The organism is Bernardetia sp. MNP-M8 (genome assembly GCF_037126285.1).
GTDB lineage: Bacteria > Bacteroidota > Bacteroidia > Cytophagales > Bernardetiaceae > Bernardetia.
Genome location: NZ_CP147012.1, coordinates 2,130,001 through 2,150,818 on the forward strand (window position 1 = coordinate 2,130,001; position 20,818 = coordinate 2,150,818).

General features: G+C 32.4%; 15 protein-coding genes and 2 rRNA genes (1 of these 17 cut by a window edge). 11 read left to right on the forward strand and 6 right to left on the reverse strand.

The genetic code is table 11. From position 1 onward, the window contains the following. From V9L04_RS08840 to V9L04_RS08865, 6 genes are all read left to right on the forward strand, one after another. Positions 1 to 1,532 (forward strand): 23S ribosomal RNA (locus tag V9L04_RS08840); it begins 1,356 nt to the left of the window's first position. 146 nt (positions 1,533 to 1,678) lie between these two features. After that, positions 1,679 to 1,789 (forward strand): 5S ribosomal RNA (gene rrf, locus V9L04_RS08845). A gap of 255 nt (positions 1,790 to 2,044) precedes the next feature. Then, positions 2,045 to 2,791: a porin family protein gene (locus V9L04_RS08850; protein WP_338793730.1), complete on the forward strand. Its 747-nt coding sequence runs from the start codon at positions 2,045 to 2,047 to the stop codon at positions 2,789 to 2,791. Positions 2,792 to 2,853: 62 nt separating this feature from the next. Beyond that, positions 2,854 to 3,333 (forward strand): nuclear transport factor 2 family protein, encoded by a 480-nt coding sequence (locus V9L04_RS08855; RefSeq protein WP_338793731.1) that lies wholly within the window; start codon positions 2,854 to 2,856, stop codon positions 3,331 to 3,333. A 26-nt stretch (positions 3,334 to 3,359) separates the two neighbouring features. Further along, a complete protein-coding gene (locus V9L04_RS08860; protein WP_338793732.1) occupies positions 3,360 to 4,121 on the forward strand; it encodes an MbnP family protein in 762 nt (253 codons plus the stop codon). Positions 4,122 to 4,346: 225 nt separating this feature from the next. Continuing rightward, the gene (locus V9L04_RS08865) at positions 4,347 to 5,294 is read left to right on the forward strand and encodes an NAD-dependent epimerase/dehydratase family protein (protein WP_338793733.1); all 948 of its coding nucleotides are present in this window, start codon (positions 4,347 to 4,349) and stop codon (positions 5,292 to 5,294) included. A gap of 50 nt (positions 5,295 to 5,344) precedes the next feature. Here the strand turns inward: V9L04_RS08865 and V9L04_RS08870 are convergent, their stop codons facing one another. Together V9L04_RS08870 and V9L04_RS08875 are read right to left on the reverse strand one after the other, a co-directional pair. Then, entirely contained in the window at positions 5,345 to 5,779 is a 435-nt protein-coding gene (locus V9L04_RS08870) for a MaoC family dehydratase (protein ID WP_338793734.1), read from the reverse strand. A 55-nt stretch (positions 5,780 to 5,834) separates the two neighbouring features. Beyond that, complete coding sequence (locus V9L04_RS08875; protein WP_338793735.1) at positions 5,835 to 6,467, reverse strand: flavin reductase; 633 nt, start codon at positions 6,465 to 6,467, stop codon at positions 5,835 to 5,837. A gap of 533 nt (positions 6,468 to 7,000) precedes the next feature. Between V9L04_RS08875 and V9L04_RS08880 the strand changes: the two genes are divergently transcribed. Then, positions 7,001 to 8,725, forward strand: a complete 1,725-nt coding sequence (locus V9L04_RS08880) for a hypothetical protein (RefSeq protein ID WP_338793736.1) — start codon at positions 7,001 to 7,003, stop codon at positions 8,723 to 8,725. 225 nt (positions 8,726 to 8,950) lie between these two features. Here V9L04_RS08880 and htpG read toward each other — a convergent pair whose 3' ends face one another. After that, positions 8,951 to 10,783, reverse strand: a complete 1,833-nt coding sequence (htpG, locus tag V9L04_RS08885; protein WP_338793737.1) for a molecular chaperone HtpG — start codon at positions 10,781 to 10,783, stop codon at positions 8,951 to 8,953. A gap of 235 nt (positions 10,784 to 11,018) precedes the next feature. Between htpG and V9L04_RS08890 the strand changes: the two genes are divergently transcribed. After that, positions 11,019 to 11,453, forward strand: coding sequence for a lipocalin family protein (locus V9L04_RS08890; protein ID WP_338793738.1), 435 nt, complete (start codon positions 11,019 to 11,021; stop codon positions 11,451 to 11,453). Positions 11,454 to 11,795: 342 nt separating this feature from the next. On the opposite strand, the gene V9L04_RS08895 is transcribed toward V9L04_RS08890, so the two are convergent. The 3 genes from V9L04_RS08895 to V9L04_RS08905 all read right to left on the reverse strand — a co-directional run bounded on the left by V9L04_RS08895 (position 11,796) and on the right by V9L04_RS08905 (position 16,347). After that, positions 11,796 to 14,099, reverse strand: a complete 2,304-nt coding sequence (locus V9L04_RS08895; protein WP_338793739.1) for an NADP-dependent malic enzyme — start codon at positions 14,097 to 14,099, stop codon at positions 11,796 to 11,798. Between the two features lie 206 nt (positions 14,100 to 14,305). Continuing rightward, positions 14,306 to 14,929 carry an LON peptidase substrate-binding domain-containing protein gene (locus V9L04_RS08900; RefSeq protein ID WP_338793740.1) on the reverse strand — a complete coding sequence of 208 codons (624 nt, stop codon included), beginning with the start codon at positions 14,927 to 14,929 and terminating at the stop codon, positions 14,306 to 14,308. Positions 14,930 to 15,201: 272 nt separating this feature from the next. Continuing rightward, positions 15,202 to 16,347 carry a PDZ domain-containing protein gene (locus V9L04_RS08905; RefSeq protein ID WP_338793741.1) on the reverse strand — a complete coding sequence of 382 codons (1,146 nt, stop codon included), beginning with the start codon at positions 16,345 to 16,347 and terminating at the stop codon, positions 15,202 to 15,204. Positions 16,348 to 16,548: 201 nt separating this feature from the next. Here V9L04_RS08905 and accD point away from each other — a divergent pair, with 201 nt between their 5' ends. The 3 genes from accD (at position 16,549) to V9L04_RS08920 (ending at position 20,679) form a co-directional block, all read left to right on the forward strand. Continuing rightward, complete coding sequence (gene accD, locus V9L04_RS08910; RefSeq protein ID WP_338793742.1) at positions 16,549 to 17,445, forward strand: acetyl-CoA carboxylase, carboxyltransferase subunit beta; 897 nt, start codon at positions 16,549 to 16,551, stop codon at positions 17,443 to 17,445. Positions 17,446 to 17,586: 141 nt separating this feature from the next. Continuing rightward, the gene (rfbB, locus tag V9L04_RS08915; protein WP_338793743.1) at positions 17,587 to 19,401 is read left to right on the forward strand and encodes a dTDP-glucose 4,6-dehydratase; all 1,815 of its coding nucleotides are present in this window, start codon (positions 17,587 to 17,589) and stop codon (positions 19,399 to 19,401) included. Positions 19,402 to 19,578: 177 nt separating this feature from the next. Beyond that, positions 19,579 to 20,679, forward strand: coding sequence for a hypothetical protein (locus tag V9L04_RS08920; RefSeq protein ID WP_338793744.1), 1,101 nt, complete (start codon positions 19,579 to 19,581; stop codon positions 20,677 to 20,679). Positions 20,680 to 20,818: the final 139 nt, after the last annotated feature.

Sequence of the window (20,818 nt, forward strand, 5' to 3'; positions counted from 1 at the left end):
TCAGGTTTAGTCGGGACCTAAGGATAAGCTGAAGAGCGATTCCGATGGGAAACAGATTAATATTTCTGTACCTCGTTTAAATTGTTAGGGGAGACGGAGTAAATAGTGTAGTGCGTTCTGACAGAAATGGACGTTAAAGCCGAAACGCAAAGGTTTTTAGTAGGTAAATCCGCTAGAGATTGGATTAGGCAATAGTACGACAAACCTTCGGGGGCGTTGATAATCTACATAATAGCTTCCAAGAAAATCCTCGTTAACGTTAATTTAAATAGCCCGTACCGCAAACCGACACAGGTAGTCAAGGAGAGAATCCTGAGGCGCTCGGAAGATTCATGGTTAAGGAACTAGGCAAATTTACCCTGTAACTTCGGGAGAAGGGGTGCCGTCTTATAGCGATATAAGCGGCTGCAATAAAAAGGTCCAAGCGACTGTTTAACAAAAACACAGGGCATTGCGAAATCGTAAGATGAAGTATAATGCCTGACACCTGCCCGGTGCTTGAAGGTTAAGAGGGGAGCTTAGGAGTAATCCGAAGGTTTGAATCGAAGCCCAAGTAAACGGCGGCCGTAACTATAACGGTCCTAAGGTAGCGAAATTCCTTGTCGGGTAAGTTCCGACCTGCACGAATGGTGTAACGACTTGGACACTGTCTCAACCATGATTCCGGTGAAATTGAAGTATCGGTGAAGATGCCGATTACCCGCAACGGGACGAAAAGACCCCGTGAACCTTTACTATAGCTTCGCATAGTTGTTGAATACAGAATGTGTAGGATAGGTGGGAGACTTTGAAGCAGCGTCGCTAGGCGTTGTGGAGTCATTGTTGAAATACCACCCTTTCTGTATTTGTCATCTAACCTCGTGAGAGGGACGGTGCGTGGTGGGTAGTTTGACTGGGGTGGTCGCCTCCGAAAGTGTAACGGAGGCTTCCCAAGGTTTCCTCAATACGGTTGGTAATCGTATGTAGCGTGTAATGGCATAAGGAAGCTTGACTGCAAGACAAACAGGTCGAGCAGGTACGAAAGTAGGGCATAGTGATCCGGCGGTTCTGTGTGGAAAGGCCGTCGCTCAAAGGATAAAAGGTACTCCGGGGATAACAGGCTGATCTCCCCCAAGAGCTCATATCGACGGGGAGGTTTGGCACCTCGATGTCGGCTCGTCACATCCTGGGGCTGGAGAAGGTCCCAAGGGTTGGGCTGTTCGCCCATTAAAGTGGCACGCGAGCTGGGTTCAGAACGTCGTGAGACAGTTCGGTCTCTATCTGTTGTGGGCGTAGGAAATTTGCGAAGATCTGACTTTAGTACGAGAGGACCGAGTTGGACAAACCTCTGGTGTATCAGTTGTGGTGCTAACTGCATTGCTGAGTAGCCACGTTTGGAACAGATAAGCACTGAAAGCATCTAAGTGCGAAACTGACTTCAAGATGAGATTTCCCTTAAGAGACGTTAGAGATGATGACGTAGATAGGCAGCAGGTGGAAGTTTAGAAATAAATGGAGCTGAGCTGTACTAATTTCTCAGTAGTCTTTTGTTAGTGTAGGTTTTCCGATATGCAAACGGGAGATCATAATTTTTAAATATACTATACACCTTACTTTGTTAAAGTAACACTTGTTAAAGAACTTTTTAAGAACTTGTGTAAGTTGCATTGGTACTAGCCAGACAATTTACCTAAAGATAAAGGGTGATCATAGCATAGGGGTACACGTCTTTCCATTCCGAACAGAGCCGTTAAGCCCTATTGCGCCGATGGTACTGCGCTATTCGTGGGAGAGTAGGTCATCGCCCGTCTTTATAAGGACAGATACATAAATGTATTTGTGAACGGACAAAGAATTAAGCCTTTTTAATCATAATTGATTAGAAAGGCTTTTTTTGTGGAAAACAGTTTTTATATCATCCTAGTGAAAAAGTTGATGCAATACAAACAAAGAATAAAGACAACTCAAAACTATCCTTCTTACTTTGAGTTATTGGATTAAGTAATAATTATTTTTTACCTTGTATTCTATTTACAATTTATTTTATTTCTTCAATTTTTTTAAAATGAACAAATTTTTTGCTCACCCTATTTTTTTTGTTTTTCTAGTAGTTTTTACATTTTGTAGTTCTGCTACTTTTGCACAAAATATGCGTATTGATAAGGACAAAAATATTATTAATACTCGTGATGAAATTATTCCTGGATATTTTATTCTTGATTTTGGCGTGAGTTCTTTACTTAATGCACCTGACCCTATGGATTTGAAAATTTGGGGTTCATGGTCTGTCAATTTATCTTATATGGGAAATATAAACTTAGGTACGAATGTAAAGTTTTTACCTGGAGTTTCTTTGGCTGTAGATAATTATATGTTTAAAGATGATGTAAGCCTTTTTAGAGGAAATAATGTATTGGGAGAAGAAAAGATACAATTTTATGAGCTTAAGCAAGATGAAATCAAAAAGAGTAAATTTTCAGTGACTTATATAGATATTCCTTTGGAGTTTCATTATATTCCAAATCCTACCAAAAAAGGAGTGCGTTTTGCTTTGGGAGGAAAATTTGGAATTCCTGTTTCGGCAGCTACAAAAGTGAGATATAAAGATGATGGGTCTAATTTTATAGATAAAACTAAAAATAATTTTCTGGTTTCTAAGGTACGTTATGGTGCTTTGGCTCGTATAGGTTATGGCAGTTTTTATTTATTTGGTTATTATGGACTTAATTCATTATTCCAAGAAAATAAGTTAGATTGCGACTGTAATGGAGGAAGCCCAATAACTATTGGTATTACTTTATTTGCATTTTAATACAATTAAACAAATATACATTCGAGTTACCCGAATTTGTATCGTAAATGTTATTACCACCTATGAATTCTAGAGAAGAAAAAGAACAAATTATTACTGATTTTTATACTGCTTTTATGAATAAAGATGCAGAAAAAATGGTAAGTTATTATGATGATGATATAGTTTTTAATGACCCTGTTTTTAAGAATCTGAAAGGAGAAGAAGCTAAAGATATGTGGCGCATGTTACTGGGAAGTGCAACCGATTTAAAGGTTTCCTTTTCAAATGTTGAAGCGAATGGAATTAAAGGTTCTGCTAATTGGGAAGCAATTTATCTGTTTAGTAAAACTGGAAATACAGTTCATAATAAAATAAAAGCTGTTTTTGAGTTTGAAAATGGCAAAATTATCCGTCATACAGACGATTTTGATTTATGGAAATGGTCTGGAATGGCTTTGGGAGTATCTGGAAAGCTGTTGGGGTGGAGTTCTTTTATGCAAGGCAAAATTAAAAATACAGCTCAAAAAGCATTAGATAAATACAGAGCAAGTAAAAAATAATTTATTGACTTAATATCTAAACTACTATGAAAAAACTAAATTATTATCCAATATTCTTTTTATTCTTAGTTTTATTTTCTGCTTGTTCTGAAAATGAATCTAAAAAAGATGATGAAACAGAAAAAATAACTTTAGAATTAGAGTTTTTTGTAAAAGATAAACCTTTGAAGTTATTACAAGAATATCAAAATGACTTAAATCAAAAATACTTATTAGAAAATTTCAAATTCTATTTAAGTAATTTTGAATTTGAATCAGCTTCTACAAGTGAAACTTTCAAAGTAGAAGATTCTTATTTGTTGTTTTCAGCAGATAGAGAAGCAACTACTTTTGAAAGAGAAATTTTGGTAAAAAAAGGAGACTTTAGTAAAATGAATTTTTCTATTGGTGTAGATTCTATCAAAAATACTTCTTTGGATAATACTGGTGATTTGGATATTAGCAATAGTATGGCATGGGACTGGAATACAGGCTATAAGTTTGTTGTTATGGAAGGAAAATATTTGAATGATGTTTCTAATTCAAATGCTTCTATTCCGTTGGTTTTTCATATTGGACTTAATTCAAATTATAAAAAAGTTAGTTTGAGTTTTGATTCTGTCAATGACAAAGGAATTTTCAGTACAGAAAATAAAAAAATTGTTTTGAGAGTAGATTTGAATGATTTTTTCTCTTCTCCTAATCAAATTGATTTTAATGAAGTCAATAACATAATGGGAGGTGGAAAATCAGCTTTACTTTCTCAAAATTATGAAAATGGTTTTGTTACTCTTAAAGAAATTCAATAATACTTCTTTCAAAAAAACTTAAAAAGGCTTTCATATTTATTGTGAAAGCCTTTTTGTTTTGTGATTCACTTTTTTTAGCCTAATTTGTATCAAAATAAACCATACAACATAATTGAATAGCAATTAAAAATTACGAATTAAAAATTATGAATAATCTATTGATAATTTAAAGTTTTTATTTTTATAATTTTTATTCTTTAACCAATAAAAATAAACGAATACACAATGGAAAAAATACTTATTATAGGTGCAAATGGACAACTAGGAACAGAACTTTCGGCTGCTCTACAAGAGAAATACGGACAAGATGCGGTTATTAATTCAGATATAAGAAGTCCACAAGAAGAAAATGGTATTTTTGAAATGCTAAATGTTTTGGATATAGATGCACTTTCTTCGATTGTGAAAAAATATAAGATTACACAGATTTATCATTTGGCAGCTATTCTTTCAGCAAAAGGAGAAGAAAATCCGATTCAGACGTGGAATATAAATATGAATGGTCTTCTGAATGTCTTGGAAATTGCTCGTCATGAGAAATTAAATAAAGTCTATTATCCAAGCTCTATTGCTGTTTTTGGAACTACTACACCTTCGCCTGCACCTCAATATACTTCCATGAATCCTTCAACTATTTATGGAATTAGTAAACGAGCAGGAGAGCAATGGTGTGAATATTATTTCAATAAATATGGAGTAGATGTTCGTTCGTTGCGTTATCCTGGTTTGATTAGCTACAAAACGCCTCCAGGTGGTGGAACTACAGATTATGCTGTTGATATTTTTTATAAAGCCGTAGAAGGAAATGAATTTAGTTGTTTCTTGGACTCAACTACTCGTCTTCCTATGATGTATATGCCTGATGCTGTTCGTGCTACATTAGAGCTTATGGATGCTCCTAAAGAAAGTTTATCTACTCATGAGGGTTATAATCTAAATGCGTTTGATTGTACGCCAAAAGAGCTATATGATGAAATTAAAAAACATACTCCAAATTTAGAGATTAGCTATAAAATAGATGAGTTAAGACAATCTATTGCAGATTCGTGGTCAGATTCTGTAAATGATGATGTTGCTCGTAAAGATTGGAATTGGAAGCATGAATATGACATGGAAAGTACAACAAAAGAAATGCTAATCAATCTAAAAAAGAAATTAGCAGTAGAAAAGTAGAAATAGATTTACACCTATAAGGTTTTCAAAACCTTATAGGTGTGAATATTTTACAATCTATTCGGATTAATAACTGTTGCTTCTCCACTAATGGTAACTTTTCCTGTAGATTTGTCTATAACCTGTGTCTGAACTTTTGCACGATTTTTTTCTCTATTTATTTCTGTGATTGTCATGACAGCTTCATATTCTGTATCGACAAACATGGGGCGCATAAAATTCATAGTCTGATTCATATAAATTGTTCCTTCCCCTGGGAATAGTGTTCCAAAAATTTTAGAAAAAACACTTCCTCCCAAAAATCCATGCATAATCGGACGTTTAAACATAGTTGTTGCTGCGTATTCTTCGTCAAGATGTAAAGGATTGTTATCGCCTGTTACTTCTGCAAAACGATTGACTTGCTCTTGAGAATAGGAAAATGTTAAGCGATATTCGTCTTGTTCGTTGAGTTTTTCTGTGCTTGTTGTTGTGTCAGTGTTCATAAATAAGGTGTTTTTTTGTTTGTGTAAAATTAGTTGAGAATAATAATGTAAATCATTATGGCTTTGCATAAGGAAGTCTTTCTAATCGTTTTGTAGTATGGTAGCTATCCAAACAAGAAGATGTAACTGTTCCTGCTTTTTCAATATCAATATAACCATCTTTTTCAATAATTTCTTCATTCAAAATGACTTCTTGTACGCTGGCTATCAGAAAAATAGTATTGTTGATGACTAAATTGTGTTTTTCTTCTAGTTTTAGTCCGATTCTGAAATGCGATTCTTTTACATAAGGAGCAATAAAATTACTTTCAAAATGAGGAGTTAGCCCTGTCGCTTCAAACTCTGAAGTTTCTTTTGGGTAACGTGCAGCCGTTTGATGTGCTTGTTTGTAAAACTCTTGACTAATATGATTGAAGGTAAAATATTTTGTTTCTTCAATATTTTCTAAGGTATGACGAGGAGAGGCATCAGGACGAATAATAAAACCCATAAGAGCTGGATTTGCTCCCAAATGAAAAACCTGACTAAAAATAGCTAAATTTGTTTGATTATCTTTCGAAATTGTTCCGATAAGTCCGACACTCTTAAAACCTGAAATAGAATTGATAAAATTGGCACGAAAACGAGTTTCCATGTCAATAATTTCATCTTTTGTGATACGTTTGAGAGTGGAATTTTGATGAGACATAATTTTTAGATAAAATATAGAAGAGATTAGAAAATAATTTTTTGTAAGAAAAACAAACTAAATAGCTCTCAGTTAATTATTTTATAAAAAAAATGTTTGAAATACAATAAAAAATTCGTATTCTTCATGATAATTGAATGTTAAATCCGAAATTTTAACGAACTTTGCAAAAATTTTGAAATAGTAATGAGTTGATATTTAATTAAATAAAAGAAAATAAATACTATTTCTGGGTTTTGACAACATTAAATCAATACATATTTAGTAGAATTATAGACTAAGGTAGAAAATTTTGGAAGTAGAATATTGAAAAGTAAACTTTTTATACTAAAACTTCAAGCACAAAATTTTAAAAAGAGAATTGTAATAAAGAATTTTATATCAGAATTCATTAAAAAGTAAATAGAATCTATTCCACAATTATTTTCATGTTTCTATTCTTATTTCTCTATTATTTTCTAAGTACATTTTTAAAACTATTACAACAAAGGAAAGTCAAATTATACTTTCTGATTAAAAAATAACACGTAATTATGATGAATTGGCTACGCAAACTCGTTGGTTTGGGTGGAACAGCGAAAAATCTGACTTCACTAAATGAAGAGGAATGCAAAGAAGAAATAAAATCATTTGCAGAAAAAACAAACCTCAATCTTTTCCAAGGACACGTTCAAAACTTATATAGTACACAACGCATCAAAGAAACATCTGTTTGTCCTAGATGTGAAGCTGCAACAGAGAAAAAAGCAGCTACTTTTGTATGTGCTACCAATACGCTTCCTCAAATTATTATCTCAACAGAAAATCACTTCTGTACAAACTGTAGTTCTGTACTTATAGATGACAAAATTTTACAGAAAACCTGTGAAAAAGGAAAAGTCTATCGTGGAATTATTGGTCTTTATATCAGAGAAAATATCCAAACCTATCAATCACTTAATGAATATATCATTCGTTACCACTATGACCAAAATAGTAAACCAAGTGGTATAAAGATTACAGGGGAAAAAATAGCTGATTATGACCCTAAGATACATGGTTCTAAAGGAACAAAAAGTCAGCATAAAATACCTTCTTCTCCTGTTACTTTGATGGACAGAGTAGAGCGTAGAGATAAAAGAGAAAGTCTTACTGATTCTAAATATAGAAAAAATAGAAGCAATCAGAATGATAATTCTGAAGAAATGACACAAGAGCAGAAAAATAAAGCTGCTCGCTCTGAAAGAGCAAGGTTAGCGATGGAAAATGCTAAGAAAAAAGTGCGTTCGAAACATAAAGCTAAAGAGGATTTTGCAGATTCTGTAAATGAAACTAAACAAGATTTTAAGGATAAAGTAGAGCGTAAAAGTAGCTTTAATCCAAAGAAAAGACAGAAACCTGTTGTAGAAAATCCAAATGAAAAACAAGACGCAAAATTAGAAAAAACAAATAAGCAACAAGAAGCAAAGCAAGAGGAAACTAAAAGTTTGCCTACCAATAAAAAGCAAGCTCCACCTGCTAGAGCTTCTCAACGTAAAAAGCAAACTTCGCCTTCTGATAAAAAAGAAGAAGAAAATATAGCTACTCAGCAAACTGATAAAAATCAGAATGTAGCAGAAGCAAAACAAAGTTCGAAAGTTGAAGCTAATGAAACTACTGAAGAGAATAATACTGCCAAGAAAAATCGTAGATATAAGCAAAGAAGGTCGACTAGAAAAACAAGAAGTAACAAAAGACCTATTCGCAATACAGTAGAAGCAGAGCCAACGACATCTCAAAATGAAGTGAAAAATGATGGAAAAGCTGAACAGAAGGTTGAGCAAAAAATCCAACAAAAAACGGAGCAAAAGAATAAACAACAAGGTGAACAAACCAAAAAACAACAACCTAAGAGGCAGAATGCTCAAAAGCCAAAGGAAGTAGCTCAACAAGGTCAAGAAAAAGCTCAAAACCCAAATCAAGCTCAAAATAAAGAAACTGATAAAGCTGATACCAAAGATAATAAGCAAAATCAGAATCAAGAGCAGCCTAAAAAAGATAATGTAATCGAAAAATTACATCAAAATCTACAAGAGAGTAGCAAAGCATCTGTTGTTCCAAAAGAGGAAAAGCAGAAAGAACAACAAAAAGAAAGTTCTCGTTTGGCTCGTTTGAAAGATGATACAAAAGAGGAAAAAGTTTCTAGACGAAGACCACGTACAAATGTTCGTCCTCCAATAGATTTGGATTTAAAAAATGTAAATCCTCGTCGTCGTTATAATAACACGAAGAAGAAGTAAATTTTCTTAAAAAATAAACCTTATCACGGTTTGTATTAAGGTAGTTCAGACTTCCAGTCTGAACATCAAAAACAGTATTTTATCAAATTCAACAGTCTGGAAGACTGTTATACAAAAATAACCGTGATAACCTTTAATGAAAAAAGCCTTTTCAAAATTAATTGAAAAGGCTTTTTTGATAAACTACTATGTTAAATGTCGATATTTGAAATAGGAATTCTATATTTATTTCATAAAATTCAAACTACGTTCCACAAAATTAGAAAGAGCTTTTCCTTCTAACAAATTTTGAGAAAGAAGAGATAAATCATACGCTTGTTGAGCAATTTGTTTTTGTGCTTCTTCGTCTTTTGTATCTAAGATTTTTTGTACTAACGAATGATTTGCATTTACAATAACATTGTACTGGTCTGGCAGATTCATTCCATACATTCCTCCTCCTCCAGACATCGCCATTTCTTTCATACGGCGCATAAACTCTGAAAGTGTAAGTGTTACAGGCATTTCATCTGTTGGCATTGCTTGTACTTGAACAGTATGATTTTCAGTAACGATTTTCTCAAAAATCTCTTTTACTTTTGTTTGGTCTGCTTCTGATAAAACAGCTTCTAAAACTTCGTCTTTTGCAATAATTTTGTCTGCTGTATCAGAATCAATTCTACGAATAGAAATATTTTCTAATTTGCCTTCTAAACGCTGAATCAAATGCGAATCGATAATCGAATCCATTACCAAAACATCATAACCACGCTTTTGAGCAGAAGAAATAAATGTATGTTGTTTTTGTACATCAGCAGCGTATAACCAAACTTTTTTACCGTCTTTGTCGGTTTGATTGGTTGCAATTTTTTCGTTGTATTCGTCAAATGTAAATGTTTTTCCATCTACATTTTTTACTAATGCAAATTTCTCAGCTTTTTCTAAGAATTTTTCATCTGTTATCATTCCAAATTTTACGAAAAGACCTATATCGTCCCACTTGTTTGCGTAGCCTTCACGGTCATTTTTGAAAAGTTCTTGTAGTTTGTCAGCTACTTTTTTAGTGATGTAACTACTAATACGTTTTACATTTCCATCTGCTTGTAAATAGCTTCTAGAAACGTTCAAAGGAATATCTGGAGAATCAATTACACCATGTAAAAGTGTCAAAAATTCAGGTACAATTTCTTTTACTTCATCTGTAATAAATACTTGACGGCTATAAAGCTGAATCTTATCTTTTGAAGCTGTAAGTTCTTGTTTTACTTTAGGGAAATACAAAATTCCTGTAAGCTCAAAAGGATAATCTACATTCAAATGAATCCAAAATAGTGGGTCTTCACCCATTGGATACAATTTTTTATAGAAAGCTAAATAATCTTCGTCTTTAAGCTCAGAAGGAGATTTTGTCCAAAGTGGATTTGTATCATTGATTTGCTCACCTTCAAATTCGATTGGAATTGGTAAGAACTTAGCATATTTATCCAAAATTCCTTTCAAACGGAAGTTATCTAAAAACTCTTCAGAATCTTCTGCAATGTGAAGAATAATATCTGTTCCTCGTTCTGCTTTAGTAGTTTGTTCTAACTCAAATGAAGTTGAACCTTCACATTCCCAATGCGCTGCTTCGTCTTCTTTAGCTGAAAAAGCACGAGAAATAATTTCTACTTTTGTAGAAACCATAAAAGCAGAATAAAAACCTAAGCCAAAATGTCCGATTATTTGCTTATTGTTTGGAGCATCTTTATATTTTTCTACAAACTCTGCTGCACCTGAAAAAGCAATCTGATTGATATATTTTTTGATATCTTCGGCTGTCATACCGATTCCGTTATCACTTACTGTAATCGTTTTGGCTTCTTTATCAAAAGAAACTTTAACTTTCAAGTCGCCTACTGGGCTAGTTGCTTCTTTATCAAAATCAGCAGAAGAAGACAAGTGTTTTAGCTTTTGAGTAGCATCTACAGCATTGGCTACGAGTTCTCTTAAAAATATTTCGTGGTCAGAATAGAGAAACTTCTTAATGATTGGGAAAATATTTTCCGTATTTACTGATAAATTACCTTGTTCTACGCTCATAATTCTATTAAATTTTATTGTTTGTTCTCTTATTGTTTTGCAAGCACATGCTTACCAAATAGAAAGCACAAGATAGAATCTTGCGCTAGTATTATTTTATATACTAAGAAGTTAGCTAGTTTTATTCCAATCGAATTTTTGAGTTTCTAAATAGATAAAATCGGAAATTTTGTCAGTTTTTTAATCAATAAATGATATTATTAGTACATTAGAGTTTCCTCAAAACCTATTTATTATGCATCACATTATTAAGTTACTTTTCTTTCTAGCTTTTAATATCTTATTTTTTGCTTGTTCTTCTCCCTCTAAAGTTGAGAAAAAAGAACTGACTTTAGAAGAGTTATTAATAAAAAATTGGAAGCTACATCAAGTAGTAGGGACAAATTCAAAAGATGGAACAGACTCTCATATTTTTTATGATGACAAATACATAGAGTTCAGAAAAGACCAAACTTACACTACAAATGCACCAAAATATTTCAAAAAAGAGAAAGGAGTTTGGAGTATTAATGAAACAAGAGATAGCATTTATTTGAATAAAAACACAAACAAACAAATTGTACTTTCTATTTTTCACATTTATGAAAGAGGAATGTCTTTATTGTCTTATGAAGTAGAAAATGAAAAAGATATTCAAGGACAGCTTTATTCATTACAGTTTAGAAGATAGATAATAAAAAAAGTGTATTCAATTCTTAAAAACTGAATACACTTTTTATTTTTTCTCAAAATTCTATTTTTGTACAATCCATTATTCAAACGCTGTTTCTGAAATTCTTTAATTCCATTTTTCAAAAATGCTTGAAACTCTTGTGTGCTTACCCTTCCAACAGGTTTTACTAAAGGCTGATGTATATAAGGATTGATCAAGAAATAATTTTTATTTAAAGAGCCTCATATCAATTAAAAAGGTTGCATAATCAAAAGTTAACATACAAAAAAATGCCTATTTCTGTTTAGAAGTAGGCATTTTTTATTACTGTTATTGATGTTTCACTAAAATATAAATCAGTTACATAAACTTCTCTTTCGCATCTTGCATAGCATATTTGCGTTTAAGTTGTGCATCTACGACAGCAATCGTAACCATATTTACAATTTCACGAACTGAACTTCCAAGCTGTAAAATATGAACTGATTTTTTCATTCCTGTCAGAATAGGTCCAATAGCTTCTGCACCACTAATTTCTTGAATCAGTTTATAAGCAATATTTGCAGAGGCAAGATTTGGGAAAATCAAAATATTAGGTTCTCCTTTAGCAAGGTCAGAGAATGGATAGTTTTCTTTCAAAATATCATTATTGAAAGCAATATTTGCCTGAATTTCTCCGTCAGCAATAATATGAGGATATTGTTCTTTCATCATATCCACAGCCTTTCTTACTTTTCTTGGCTCTTCATCATCAGACGAACCAAAGTTAGAATACGACAAAAATGCTACTCGTGGTTCTAATCCAAATTCTTTTACCGTGTTGGCTGTCATGGCTGCAATTCCTACCAAATCTTCTGCTGTTGGATTTGGAATCATGGTTGTATCAGCAAAGAAAATTGGTCCTTTACGAGTAATCATCAAATAAATTCCTGCTACTTTTCTATGACTTTTATATGTTCCTACAACCTCCAAAGCTGGACGGATAGTATCTGAATATTTCCTAGAAAGTCCTGAAATAAGTGCATCTGCATCACCTTCTTCTAACATCATTGCTCCAAAATAATTGCGTTCACGCATTGCTTTTTGAGCTTCATAATTATTGAAACCTCTACGTTTACGTTTCTCAAAGAATGTATTTGCATACGTTTCTATAAGCTCATTGGATTCATCACTTCTTGGGTCAATGATAGTAACATCATCTAACTCTAAATTATTTTCTTGTATCAATTTTTGTATTCTTCGCTTATCACCCAAAAGAATAGGTTCTGCAATGCCATCATCTTTAACAATCTGGGCAGCCATTAAAATTTTGGCATTATCAGCTTCTGCAAAAACAACACGTTGAGGGTCTTGTTTTGCCATGCTTACCAAACGACGAATGATACTTTGATCTCTTCCCATTCTTTCTATTAGTTCGGCTTCGTACCTTTCCCAATCAGTAATCGGATTTTTAGCCACTCCACTTTCCATAGCTGCACGAGCTACAGCAGGCGCAACTGTTGTGAGAAGACGAGGATCTAATGGTTTAGGAATGATGTAGTCTTTGCTAAAAGAAATAGTTTGCTGATTATAAGCAATCTTTACAATATCTGGAACAGGTTCTTTAGCTAATTGAGCAAGAGCTTTTACGGCTGCAAGTTTCATTTGTTCGTTGATTTCTGTAGCACGAACATCTAAAGCACCTCTAAAGATAAATGGAAAACCAAGTACATTATTTACTTGATTATTGTAGTCTGAACGTCCTGTTGCCATAATAATATCTTGACGAGTTTTCATGGCAAGCTCATAATTAATCTCTGGATCTGGATTGGCAAGCGCAAAAACAATTGCATTTTCAGCCATTGATAAGAGCATTTCTGGACTCATTACATTTGCCATCGAAAGTCCCATAAAAACATCAGCACCTTTCAAAGCATCTTCTAATGTATGTGCATCAGTATCTGTTGCAAATATTTCTTTACTTTTAGTTAGATTTTCTCTGTCTTTACGAATAACCCCTTTGCTATCACAAACAATGATATTTTCACGAGTTACACCCAAATCAACAAAAATATTCATACACGAAGTAGCCGAAGCACCTGCACCCGAAACTACAATTTTTACTTTATCAATATCTTTTTCGACAAGTTCCAACGAGTTTAACAGGGCAGCTCCTGTAATAATTGCTGTTCCATGTTGGTCATCGTGCATAATCGGAATGTTAAGTTCTTCCTTCAAACGCTGTTCAATTTCAAAACATTCAGGAGCTTTTATGTCTTCCAAGTTTATTCCTCCAAAAGTAGGCTCTAATGCTTTCACGACAGCAATAAATTCTTCTACCGTTTTTGTATTCAATTCTAAATCAAAAACATCTATTCCTGCAAATATTTTGAATAAAACGCCTTTTCCTTCCATTACAGGTTTGGAAGCTTCAGGACCTAAATTTCCTAATCCTAAAACGGCTGTTCCATCTGAAATAACGGCTACTAAATTTCCTTTTGCTGTATATTTATAGACATTTTCAACGTCTTCTGCAATTTCTTTACACGGTTCTGCAACCCCTGGAGAATAGGCTAAAGCCAAATCTCGTTGTGTCTTGGTAGCAGTTGTCGGAATGACTTCTATTTTTCCAGGTTTGCCTTCCGAATGGTATCGCAGAGCTTCTTCTCTTCTTATTTTACTCATAAAAAATGTATTTGTGTGTGAATGTTTATCAATTTTGGTTTTATGGCTGAAAGTTAATCAATTTATATCAATGTACTAAAAATGGATTAGAAATTAGAATAGAAGCCTAGTATTTTTCATAAAAAAAATCCTAAATGACAAAAATGTAATTTAGGATTTTGAGAAAATGAAACTTTCATTTTTTATTAAAAAACTTTATAGTTAAGCTAAAAATTCAGTTCATCAAAGTTTTTAAAGTGTCCATTCATTTTGATTCTTTCTTTTGTCCTTTCTACCTCTCTGATTATTGGAATGATATGGTCTAAATGTGTCGTAATGAGTTCTAAACGTTCTGTTTCATCACTCATAGCTAACAAATCATATTCTTGTTCTAAAGAAAGTCCGATTTTGTGAGCTATTTTGAAAGATAGAAAATCTGTTTCTGTTGGCAAATCTGTATTTGCTTTTACAAGTTGCCAAAGTTCTGTAATCTGATTTATAACTTTTTCTTTATCTAAAAAAGTAGAATTGTCTGTATGAACAATTCGTTCAATTTCCCCTGCTGCATAGAGTTTATTGGGAGCAGGATTAGAATACGAAACAACTTTAAAAGCACCTACACATTTTGTTTTGATGTCCATTCTTCCATCTGGATGTCGGCGTGCAATTTCTATCAATTCGACTTCTGCTCCATAATCTTGTAGTTTTTCATTCAAAAAGGGAGGAATTCCAAAGGTTTGTTTATTTTCTATACAATCCAAAACGAGCTGTCTGTAACGAGGTTCGAAGACATGCAAATTAAGAGGTTCGTTTGGAAATACAATTAAATTAAGAGGAAAAAGAGGTAACATTATTTTTTCTATCTAGTGAATATAAAACTTTTACTGCATTAGTATTGATACGTAATTTTTGTTCAATCATTTTTATTAAATCAACAATGAGGTTCATATATATATGCACCAATTCAAAAAAATAATCATTATTAACTAAGCTGTTTTTACGGTTTTTTGTTTAGAAAAAAAGTAAATTCTCAATCAATAGTTTTTTTGTTTACCTAAGTTAATAACTTAAATAAAAGTTGTCTTTTTCTTTTGTTTTGTTGTATAGTTTAGTTTTTTTGTGTCTATTGCATTTCTTTTTTTAGCCTTGAGATTACTCTCAGAATATCATCTTGAGATTCTATCCAAAATATTTTTTCATTATCCATTATTAAATTATACTCATTCAAATTCAGAATGGCTTTCTGAGGATAAGTTGTATCAAAAAAAGCAAGTTGTGGAAAGTATAACAATAAGCTATCTGTATTCTGATTTTTGGTTTTCTGCAACTGTGCAGGTAATTTTTCTATAAAGACCTTTTGAAAATTAGCTTTTAAATTTGTTACTGAATCTGATTTATTTTGAATGAAATTTTCCAAAGCTACAAAAGAAGAAGAACCTAAAGCAATTAAATAAATTTTTTGTTGATTAATAGAACCTTGTTTTTTTATTTTCTCAAAAGCTGCATCAATACTCTTTTGTTCGTCTTCAAATGTCCATTCATTTAGCTTTCCATTGCTATCTCCTACTCCTTTTTTTTCTATTCTCAGAGTAGCAAATCCATTTTTTGTGAGATTTTCTATCCAATCATAAAATTGATATTCACTTTTTGAGTTTTTATTCTTTGTGTATAACTCTCGTTCAACTGATTCATTGGAAGCCGAATTTAATATAATTACTAATGGAAATTGAGTAATTTCTTGATTAGTTTCGTTTTCTGTTTTTCTAGGAAAAGTAAAAATGGTTCGAAGGCTTGTTGGATTATTATTTTGACTTGAGTCATTGACTTCTAGTTGGTCATACATCGTTTCGAAATAAAAATTACTCTCTCTAGGCAAAAAATGCAAAACTAAATATGTGTTACGAATGGTATCATTTCTAACAAAAAAAAGATTGAGAGTGTCATTTCCATTTTTGGTTTTTACAAAATCTTGAAGCTCTTTTAGACTATTTAGATGCGTAGAATCAACAGCAACAATTACATCTTTTTCTATTAGTCCTGCTTTATCTGCTGCCGAATTAGGAAAAACTTTATAAATAATAATTCCTTTTTCTGCTTTCATTTTGTATGCCACACGAACAGGATTTGTAAGTGTACCAAGTTCTGCTCCTATAAAAGGACTTCTATTTAGCGTTTGGATTTGAGAGGTACTAACGTTGGTCTGAGCTAAGCAAGAAAAAGAAAATAGAGAAAAGACTATAAAAAACAGAAAGTAAATTTGAAAACGCATATCTATAAAGTAAAATTTTTGATTAAAACTATTCTTATTATTTATTAAACTACCTATCAATAACTAGGACAAAAGTAAAAAGGAGACCAAAAGCAAAAGTAAATTTAATATATATTTTGGAAGGATTCATTTTTGAAATAGAATTGCTTAACTTTGCCCTTCGATTCCTTGTAATCTTCAACTAAAAAAATACTCCCTATTATGTCTTGGTTTCATCGAAAAGATAAAAATATTACCACGCCTACAAATGAAAAGCGTGATTCTCCAAATATGTGGTTCAAAACTCCAAGTGGTACAATTATTCTCAAAAAAGAATTGAGAGACAATAATTGGGTATGTCCAGATGATAATCATCACCTTACCATCACACCACAACAATATTTTGAGATTTTGTTTGATGAAGGAAAGTACACAGAGATAAATGCAAATCTTACTCCTCTTAATCCTTTAAATTTTAAGGATACAAAAACGTATGAACAGCGTATAAATGAAGCCAATGCAAAATCTGGTGTCAATGAAGCTGCTCAAAGTGCTTACGGAAAAATGAATGGAATAGACTTTATGGTCACTGCCATGAATTTTAAATACATTGGTGGTTCGATGGGTGCAGTTGTGGGAGAAAAAATTTCTCGTGCTGCTGACTATTGTCTTGAAAATAACATTCCTTTGATGGTTATTTCGCAATCAGGTGGCGCACGTATGATGGAAGCAGGTTTTTCACTTATGCAAATGGCAAAAACTTCAGCTAAGTTAGCTCTACTTTCAGAAGCCAAAATTCCTTATATTTCCCTTTTGACAAACCCAACCACAGGAGGCGTAACGGCAAGTTTTGCGATGTTAGGAGACTTTAATATTGCTGAACCAAATGCACTTATTGGTTTTGCAGGACCTAGAGTAATTCGTGAAACTATCGGAAAAGACCTTCCAAAAGGCTTCCAAACAGCCGAATTTGTGAAAGAACACGGTTTTCTAGATTTCATTGTTGATAGAAGAGAGTTAAAAGCAAAACTGACTTCTCTTTTGAAAATGGTTTGGATAAATACAAAACAAAAAAATCTAAATTCAACTCAAAAAACAACAAAAAAGGCTAAGAAATAATTGATAAATTGGCTTTACTTTGAACAAACTAGATACTCTTTCTGTAAATAATTTACAAAAACTTCCTTATCTTAGCTTTCACAAATCATTTTTGAAAAATTCGTTTTTGATAAATAATCAAAAATTCAAAATATACATTCTATGAAAGCAATTTTGGTAACTGGTGGAGCTGGTTTTATTGGTTCTAATTTTATTCCTTATTTTTTAGAAACTCACAAAGACTGTAAAGTCATTAATTTGGATTTACTGACTTATGCAGGAAATTTGGATAATTTGAGTGAGGTAGAAAGCAATCCTCGTTATGAGTTTGTGAAAGGAGATATTGTCAATAGGCAATTAGTAGAACATATTTTTGACAAACACGATATAAAAGGAGTAATTCATTTTGCTGCCGAATCTCATGTCGATAACTCTATTACAGACCCAGAGGCTTTTGTCAGAACGAATGTTCATGGAACTTTTACGCTTGTTGATGTAGCTCGTAAATATTGGATGAATGCACCGTTTTCATACAAAGAAGGCTATGAAGATACTCGTTTTCTTCACGTTTCGACAGATGAAGTATATGGAACTTTAGGAGAAACAGGCTTTTTTACAGAAACGACACCTTATGCTCCAAACAGTCCATATAGTGCATCAAAAGCAGGAAGTGATTTGATTGTCAGAAGTTATTTTCATACGTATGGATTTGATGTTGTGATTACAAACTGTTCTAATAATTTTGGCGAAAAACAGCATCACGAAAAACTTATTCCTACCATTATTAGAAAAGCTCTTTCAAATGAGCCTATTCCGATTTATGGAAATGGACAAAATATTAGAGATTGGCTCTATGTTTTAGACCACTGTAAAGGAATTGATAAAGCATTCCAAAAAGGAAAAAAAGGAGAATCGTATAATATTGGTTCAAACAACGAATGGAATAATTTGGATTTAGCCAAAAAAATCTGTTCACTTTTAGATACAATTAAGCCAAAAGAAAGTGGAAAATATGAAGATTTATTGACCTTCGTAAAAGACCGTCCAGGGCATGATTTGCGTTATGCCATTGATTCTTCCAAAATGGAAAATGAATTAAACTGGAAAGCAAATACTGATTTTGATACGGCTCTTACAAAAACTATCAATTGGTATATTGATTTGTATAATTCTGAAAAATTTAAGGCAAATTCTACTGATTCAAAAAAAAAGGATGAACAAAAAAAAGTAGAAACAGAGGCAAAACAAGAACCTAAGTCAGAAGAAAAACACAAACAGTCAGAAAATAAGCAAGAAAACAAACAAGAGCAAAAAGAAGAACCTGTCATAGAACTAAAAACTAGACCTGTTTCAGAACCAAAAATAGAATCTAAAAAGGAGGAAAAGCAGATTTATAATTCTACTTTTTCCTCTAGTAGTTACGATAAAATTTTTGACACTGCTAATTTGAATGAATCTTTAGAAGCTCTTGCAGAAGTAAAAGCTGCTGTCATTCGTACACGAAAAGACTTCGAATTCTATCAAGAAAAAGAGAAAGATGCTGAAAATAAAGCAAAACGCATCATTGCAAAAGCACAAGAAGGAAATTTGGATTGGAATGAAGCAAATAACCTTGCTATGGAACTTCTAAAAGAACAAGAACGCTCAAAACAAATGGCTGATGGTGCTTTGAATCAACTTGCAGAATTAGGAAAGTTACAAGACAAAATTGAAAAACATTCTCAAACTGTAAAGTCTATCAAAGAAAAACAGCGTGTCAAAATGCCTGATTCGTCTGAAACAATTTCAATGATAGAACGAATGAAAGCCAAAATACAAAAAGATGAAATTTTGGGAGATTTGTACGAAGATTTTGGAAAAGATGCTGCTAAAAATGACCCTTTATTAAATGATAAAGTAAATAAAGCACTAGGAATTGACCCTGACAAAGATGCTCTAAATGCTCTTAAAAGCAAATTAGGAATGGATAAGAAATAAATCCCTATCTTTCTAGTAATCAATAGTTTATATCTTTAATTAACTGCATTTTATTTTAAAATAAAGTGCAGTTTTTTTATATTCAAATAAACTTTCTGATTCTTTCTAACGTTACTGTTATATGTTATGCGTGCATACTATTTTTACTTTATTCTCTATTTCTAATTCCCTGTTTTTATGTCTGACCAAACTCCATCCAAAGACCCAAATAATTCAACTAATAAAGACAAATCTAATTCAGATTTTGTACCTACACCACCCAAAAGTATAACAAAAACAGTTTGGAAAGTATTTAGAAAAGCAAAAAAAGTAACTTCTCAAGCAAATAGTATTATCAATGGTTCTGTTGGGGATAAGTTTCAAGAGTATTCTGTTTTGAAGCCTTTGGATATAAAAATGAATTTTTATCATCGCCAAAGTCCTATCAAATTACATAAAGAAAGCCTAAGAAAACGTTCCAATTATTCATACAATGATAAGCCAGTTTCAAACAAACTTTGTATTCTTATTCACGGACTTGTCTTCAATGAAACATGTTGGCAATTTAAGGATAGAAGTGATTATGGAAAAAAATTAGAAGAAGATTATGGTTTTACTCCTTTCTACTTGCGTTATAATACAGGTTTGCATATTTCAGATAATGGACAAGAATTAGCCATTCTCTTGGAAGAATTATATCAAAACTATCCTGTAAAAATTGAAGAAATATGTTTCATTTGTCACAGCATGGGAGGACTTTTAATGCACAGTGCAGCTTATTATGCACAAGAAGAAGGTTTTGATTGGGTAACCAAAACAAAGAAAGTATTTTTGCTTGGAACGCCTCATTTGGGTTCTTTTTTTGAGCGTTTTGCCAATGTTACAACTAATATTTTACAGCGTGTTCCCAACTGGCATACTCGTTTGGTAGGAAAAGTAATCAATCTAAGAAGCGCAGGAATAAAAGATTTGCGTTATGGTTATTTGAGAGAAGAAGATTGGAAAGACAAAAATCCAGATTCATTTTTAGAAAATACCAAAAATGAAGTTCCAAAGTTAGATGGAGTAGAATATTTTATTATTTCGGGCAGACTTACAAAAGAAGAAACACATTGGGTAAACTGCTTTTTTGGAGATATTTTGGTTAGCAAAAAAAGTGCAAATGCTCATTTTATTGATACAGAAGAAATAAATTCAGAAAGCGATAATTCTATTCAATTTGCAGCAACACATCATTTTAAGCTCTTGACAATGGATGAAGTGTATGAAAAAATCAAATTTTGGATAGAGAGGAAGTAATAAACTTTTGTTGGTTTTTTTAGCTGCTAATATTTTTAAATAACTCAAGTTGTGTATAAATTTAGTGCATTCACTTTACCTTTTTCTTAAGAGAATTATGGTTGTAGAGTATTGAGTTTGGTTAATAATCCGATTCTAA

What these genes read in the sequence shown, in the direction of transcription:
- V9L04_RS08850 (WP_338793730.1), top strand. Translation starts at nt 2,045, where the DNA reads ATGAACAAATTTTTTGCTCACCCTATTTTTTTTGTTTTTCTAGTAGTT.
- V9L04_RS08855 (WP_338793731.1), top strand. Translation starts at nt 2,854, where the DNA reads ATGAATTCTAGAGAAGAAAAAGAACAAATTATTACTGATTTTTATACT.
- V9L04_RS08860 (WP_338793732.1), top strand. Translation starts at nt 3,360, where the DNA reads ATGAAAAAACTAAATTATTATCCAATATTCTTTTTATTCTTAGTTTTA.
- V9L04_RS08865 (WP_338793733.1), top strand. Translation starts at nt 4,347, where the DNA reads ATGGAAAAAATACTTATTATAGGTGCAAATGGACAACTAGGAACAGAA.
- V9L04_RS08870 (WP_338793734.1), bottom strand. Translation starts at nt 5,779, where the DNA reads ATGAACACTGACACAACAACAAGCACAGAAAAACTCAACGAACAAGAC.
- V9L04_RS08875 (WP_338793735.1), bottom strand. Translation starts at nt 6,467, where the DNA reads ATGTCTCATCAAAATTCCACTCTCAAACGTATCACAAAAGATGAAATT.
- V9L04_RS08880 (WP_338793736.1), top strand. Translation starts at nt 7,001, where the DNA reads ATGATGAATTGGCTACGCAAACTCGTTGGTTTGGGTGGAACAGCGAAA.
- htpG (WP_338793737.1), bottom strand. Translation starts at nt 10,783, where the DNA reads ATGAGCGTAGAACAAGGTAATTTATCAGTAAATACGGAAAATATTTTC.
- V9L04_RS08890 (WP_338793738.1), top strand. Translation starts at nt 11,019, where the DNA reads ATGCATCACATTATTAAGTTACTTTTCTTTCTAGCTTTTAATATCTTA.
- V9L04_RS08895 (WP_338793739.1), bottom strand. Translation starts at nt 14,099, where the DNA reads ATGAGTAAAATAAGAAGAGAAGAAGCTCTGCGATACCATTCGGAAGGC.
- V9L04_RS08900 (WP_338793740.1), bottom strand. Translation starts at nt 14,929, where the DNA reads ATGTTACCTCTTTTTCCTCTTAATTTAATTGTATTTCCAAACGAACCT.
- V9L04_RS08905 (WP_338793741.1), bottom strand. Translation starts at nt 16,347, where the DNA reads ATGCGTTTTCAAATTTACTTTCTGTTTTTTATAGTCTTTTCTCTATTT.
- accD (WP_338793742.1), top strand. Translation starts at nt 16,549, where the DNA reads ATGTCTTGGTTTCATCGAAAAGATAAAAATATTACCACGCCTACAAAT.
- rfbB (WP_338793743.1), top strand. Translation starts at nt 17,587, where the DNA reads ATGAAAGCAATTTTGGTAACTGGTGGAGCTGGTTTTATTGGTTCTAAT.
- V9L04_RS08920 (WP_338793744.1), top strand. Translation starts at nt 19,579, where the DNA reads ATGTCTGACCAAACTCCATCCAAAGACCCAAATAATTCAACTAATAAA.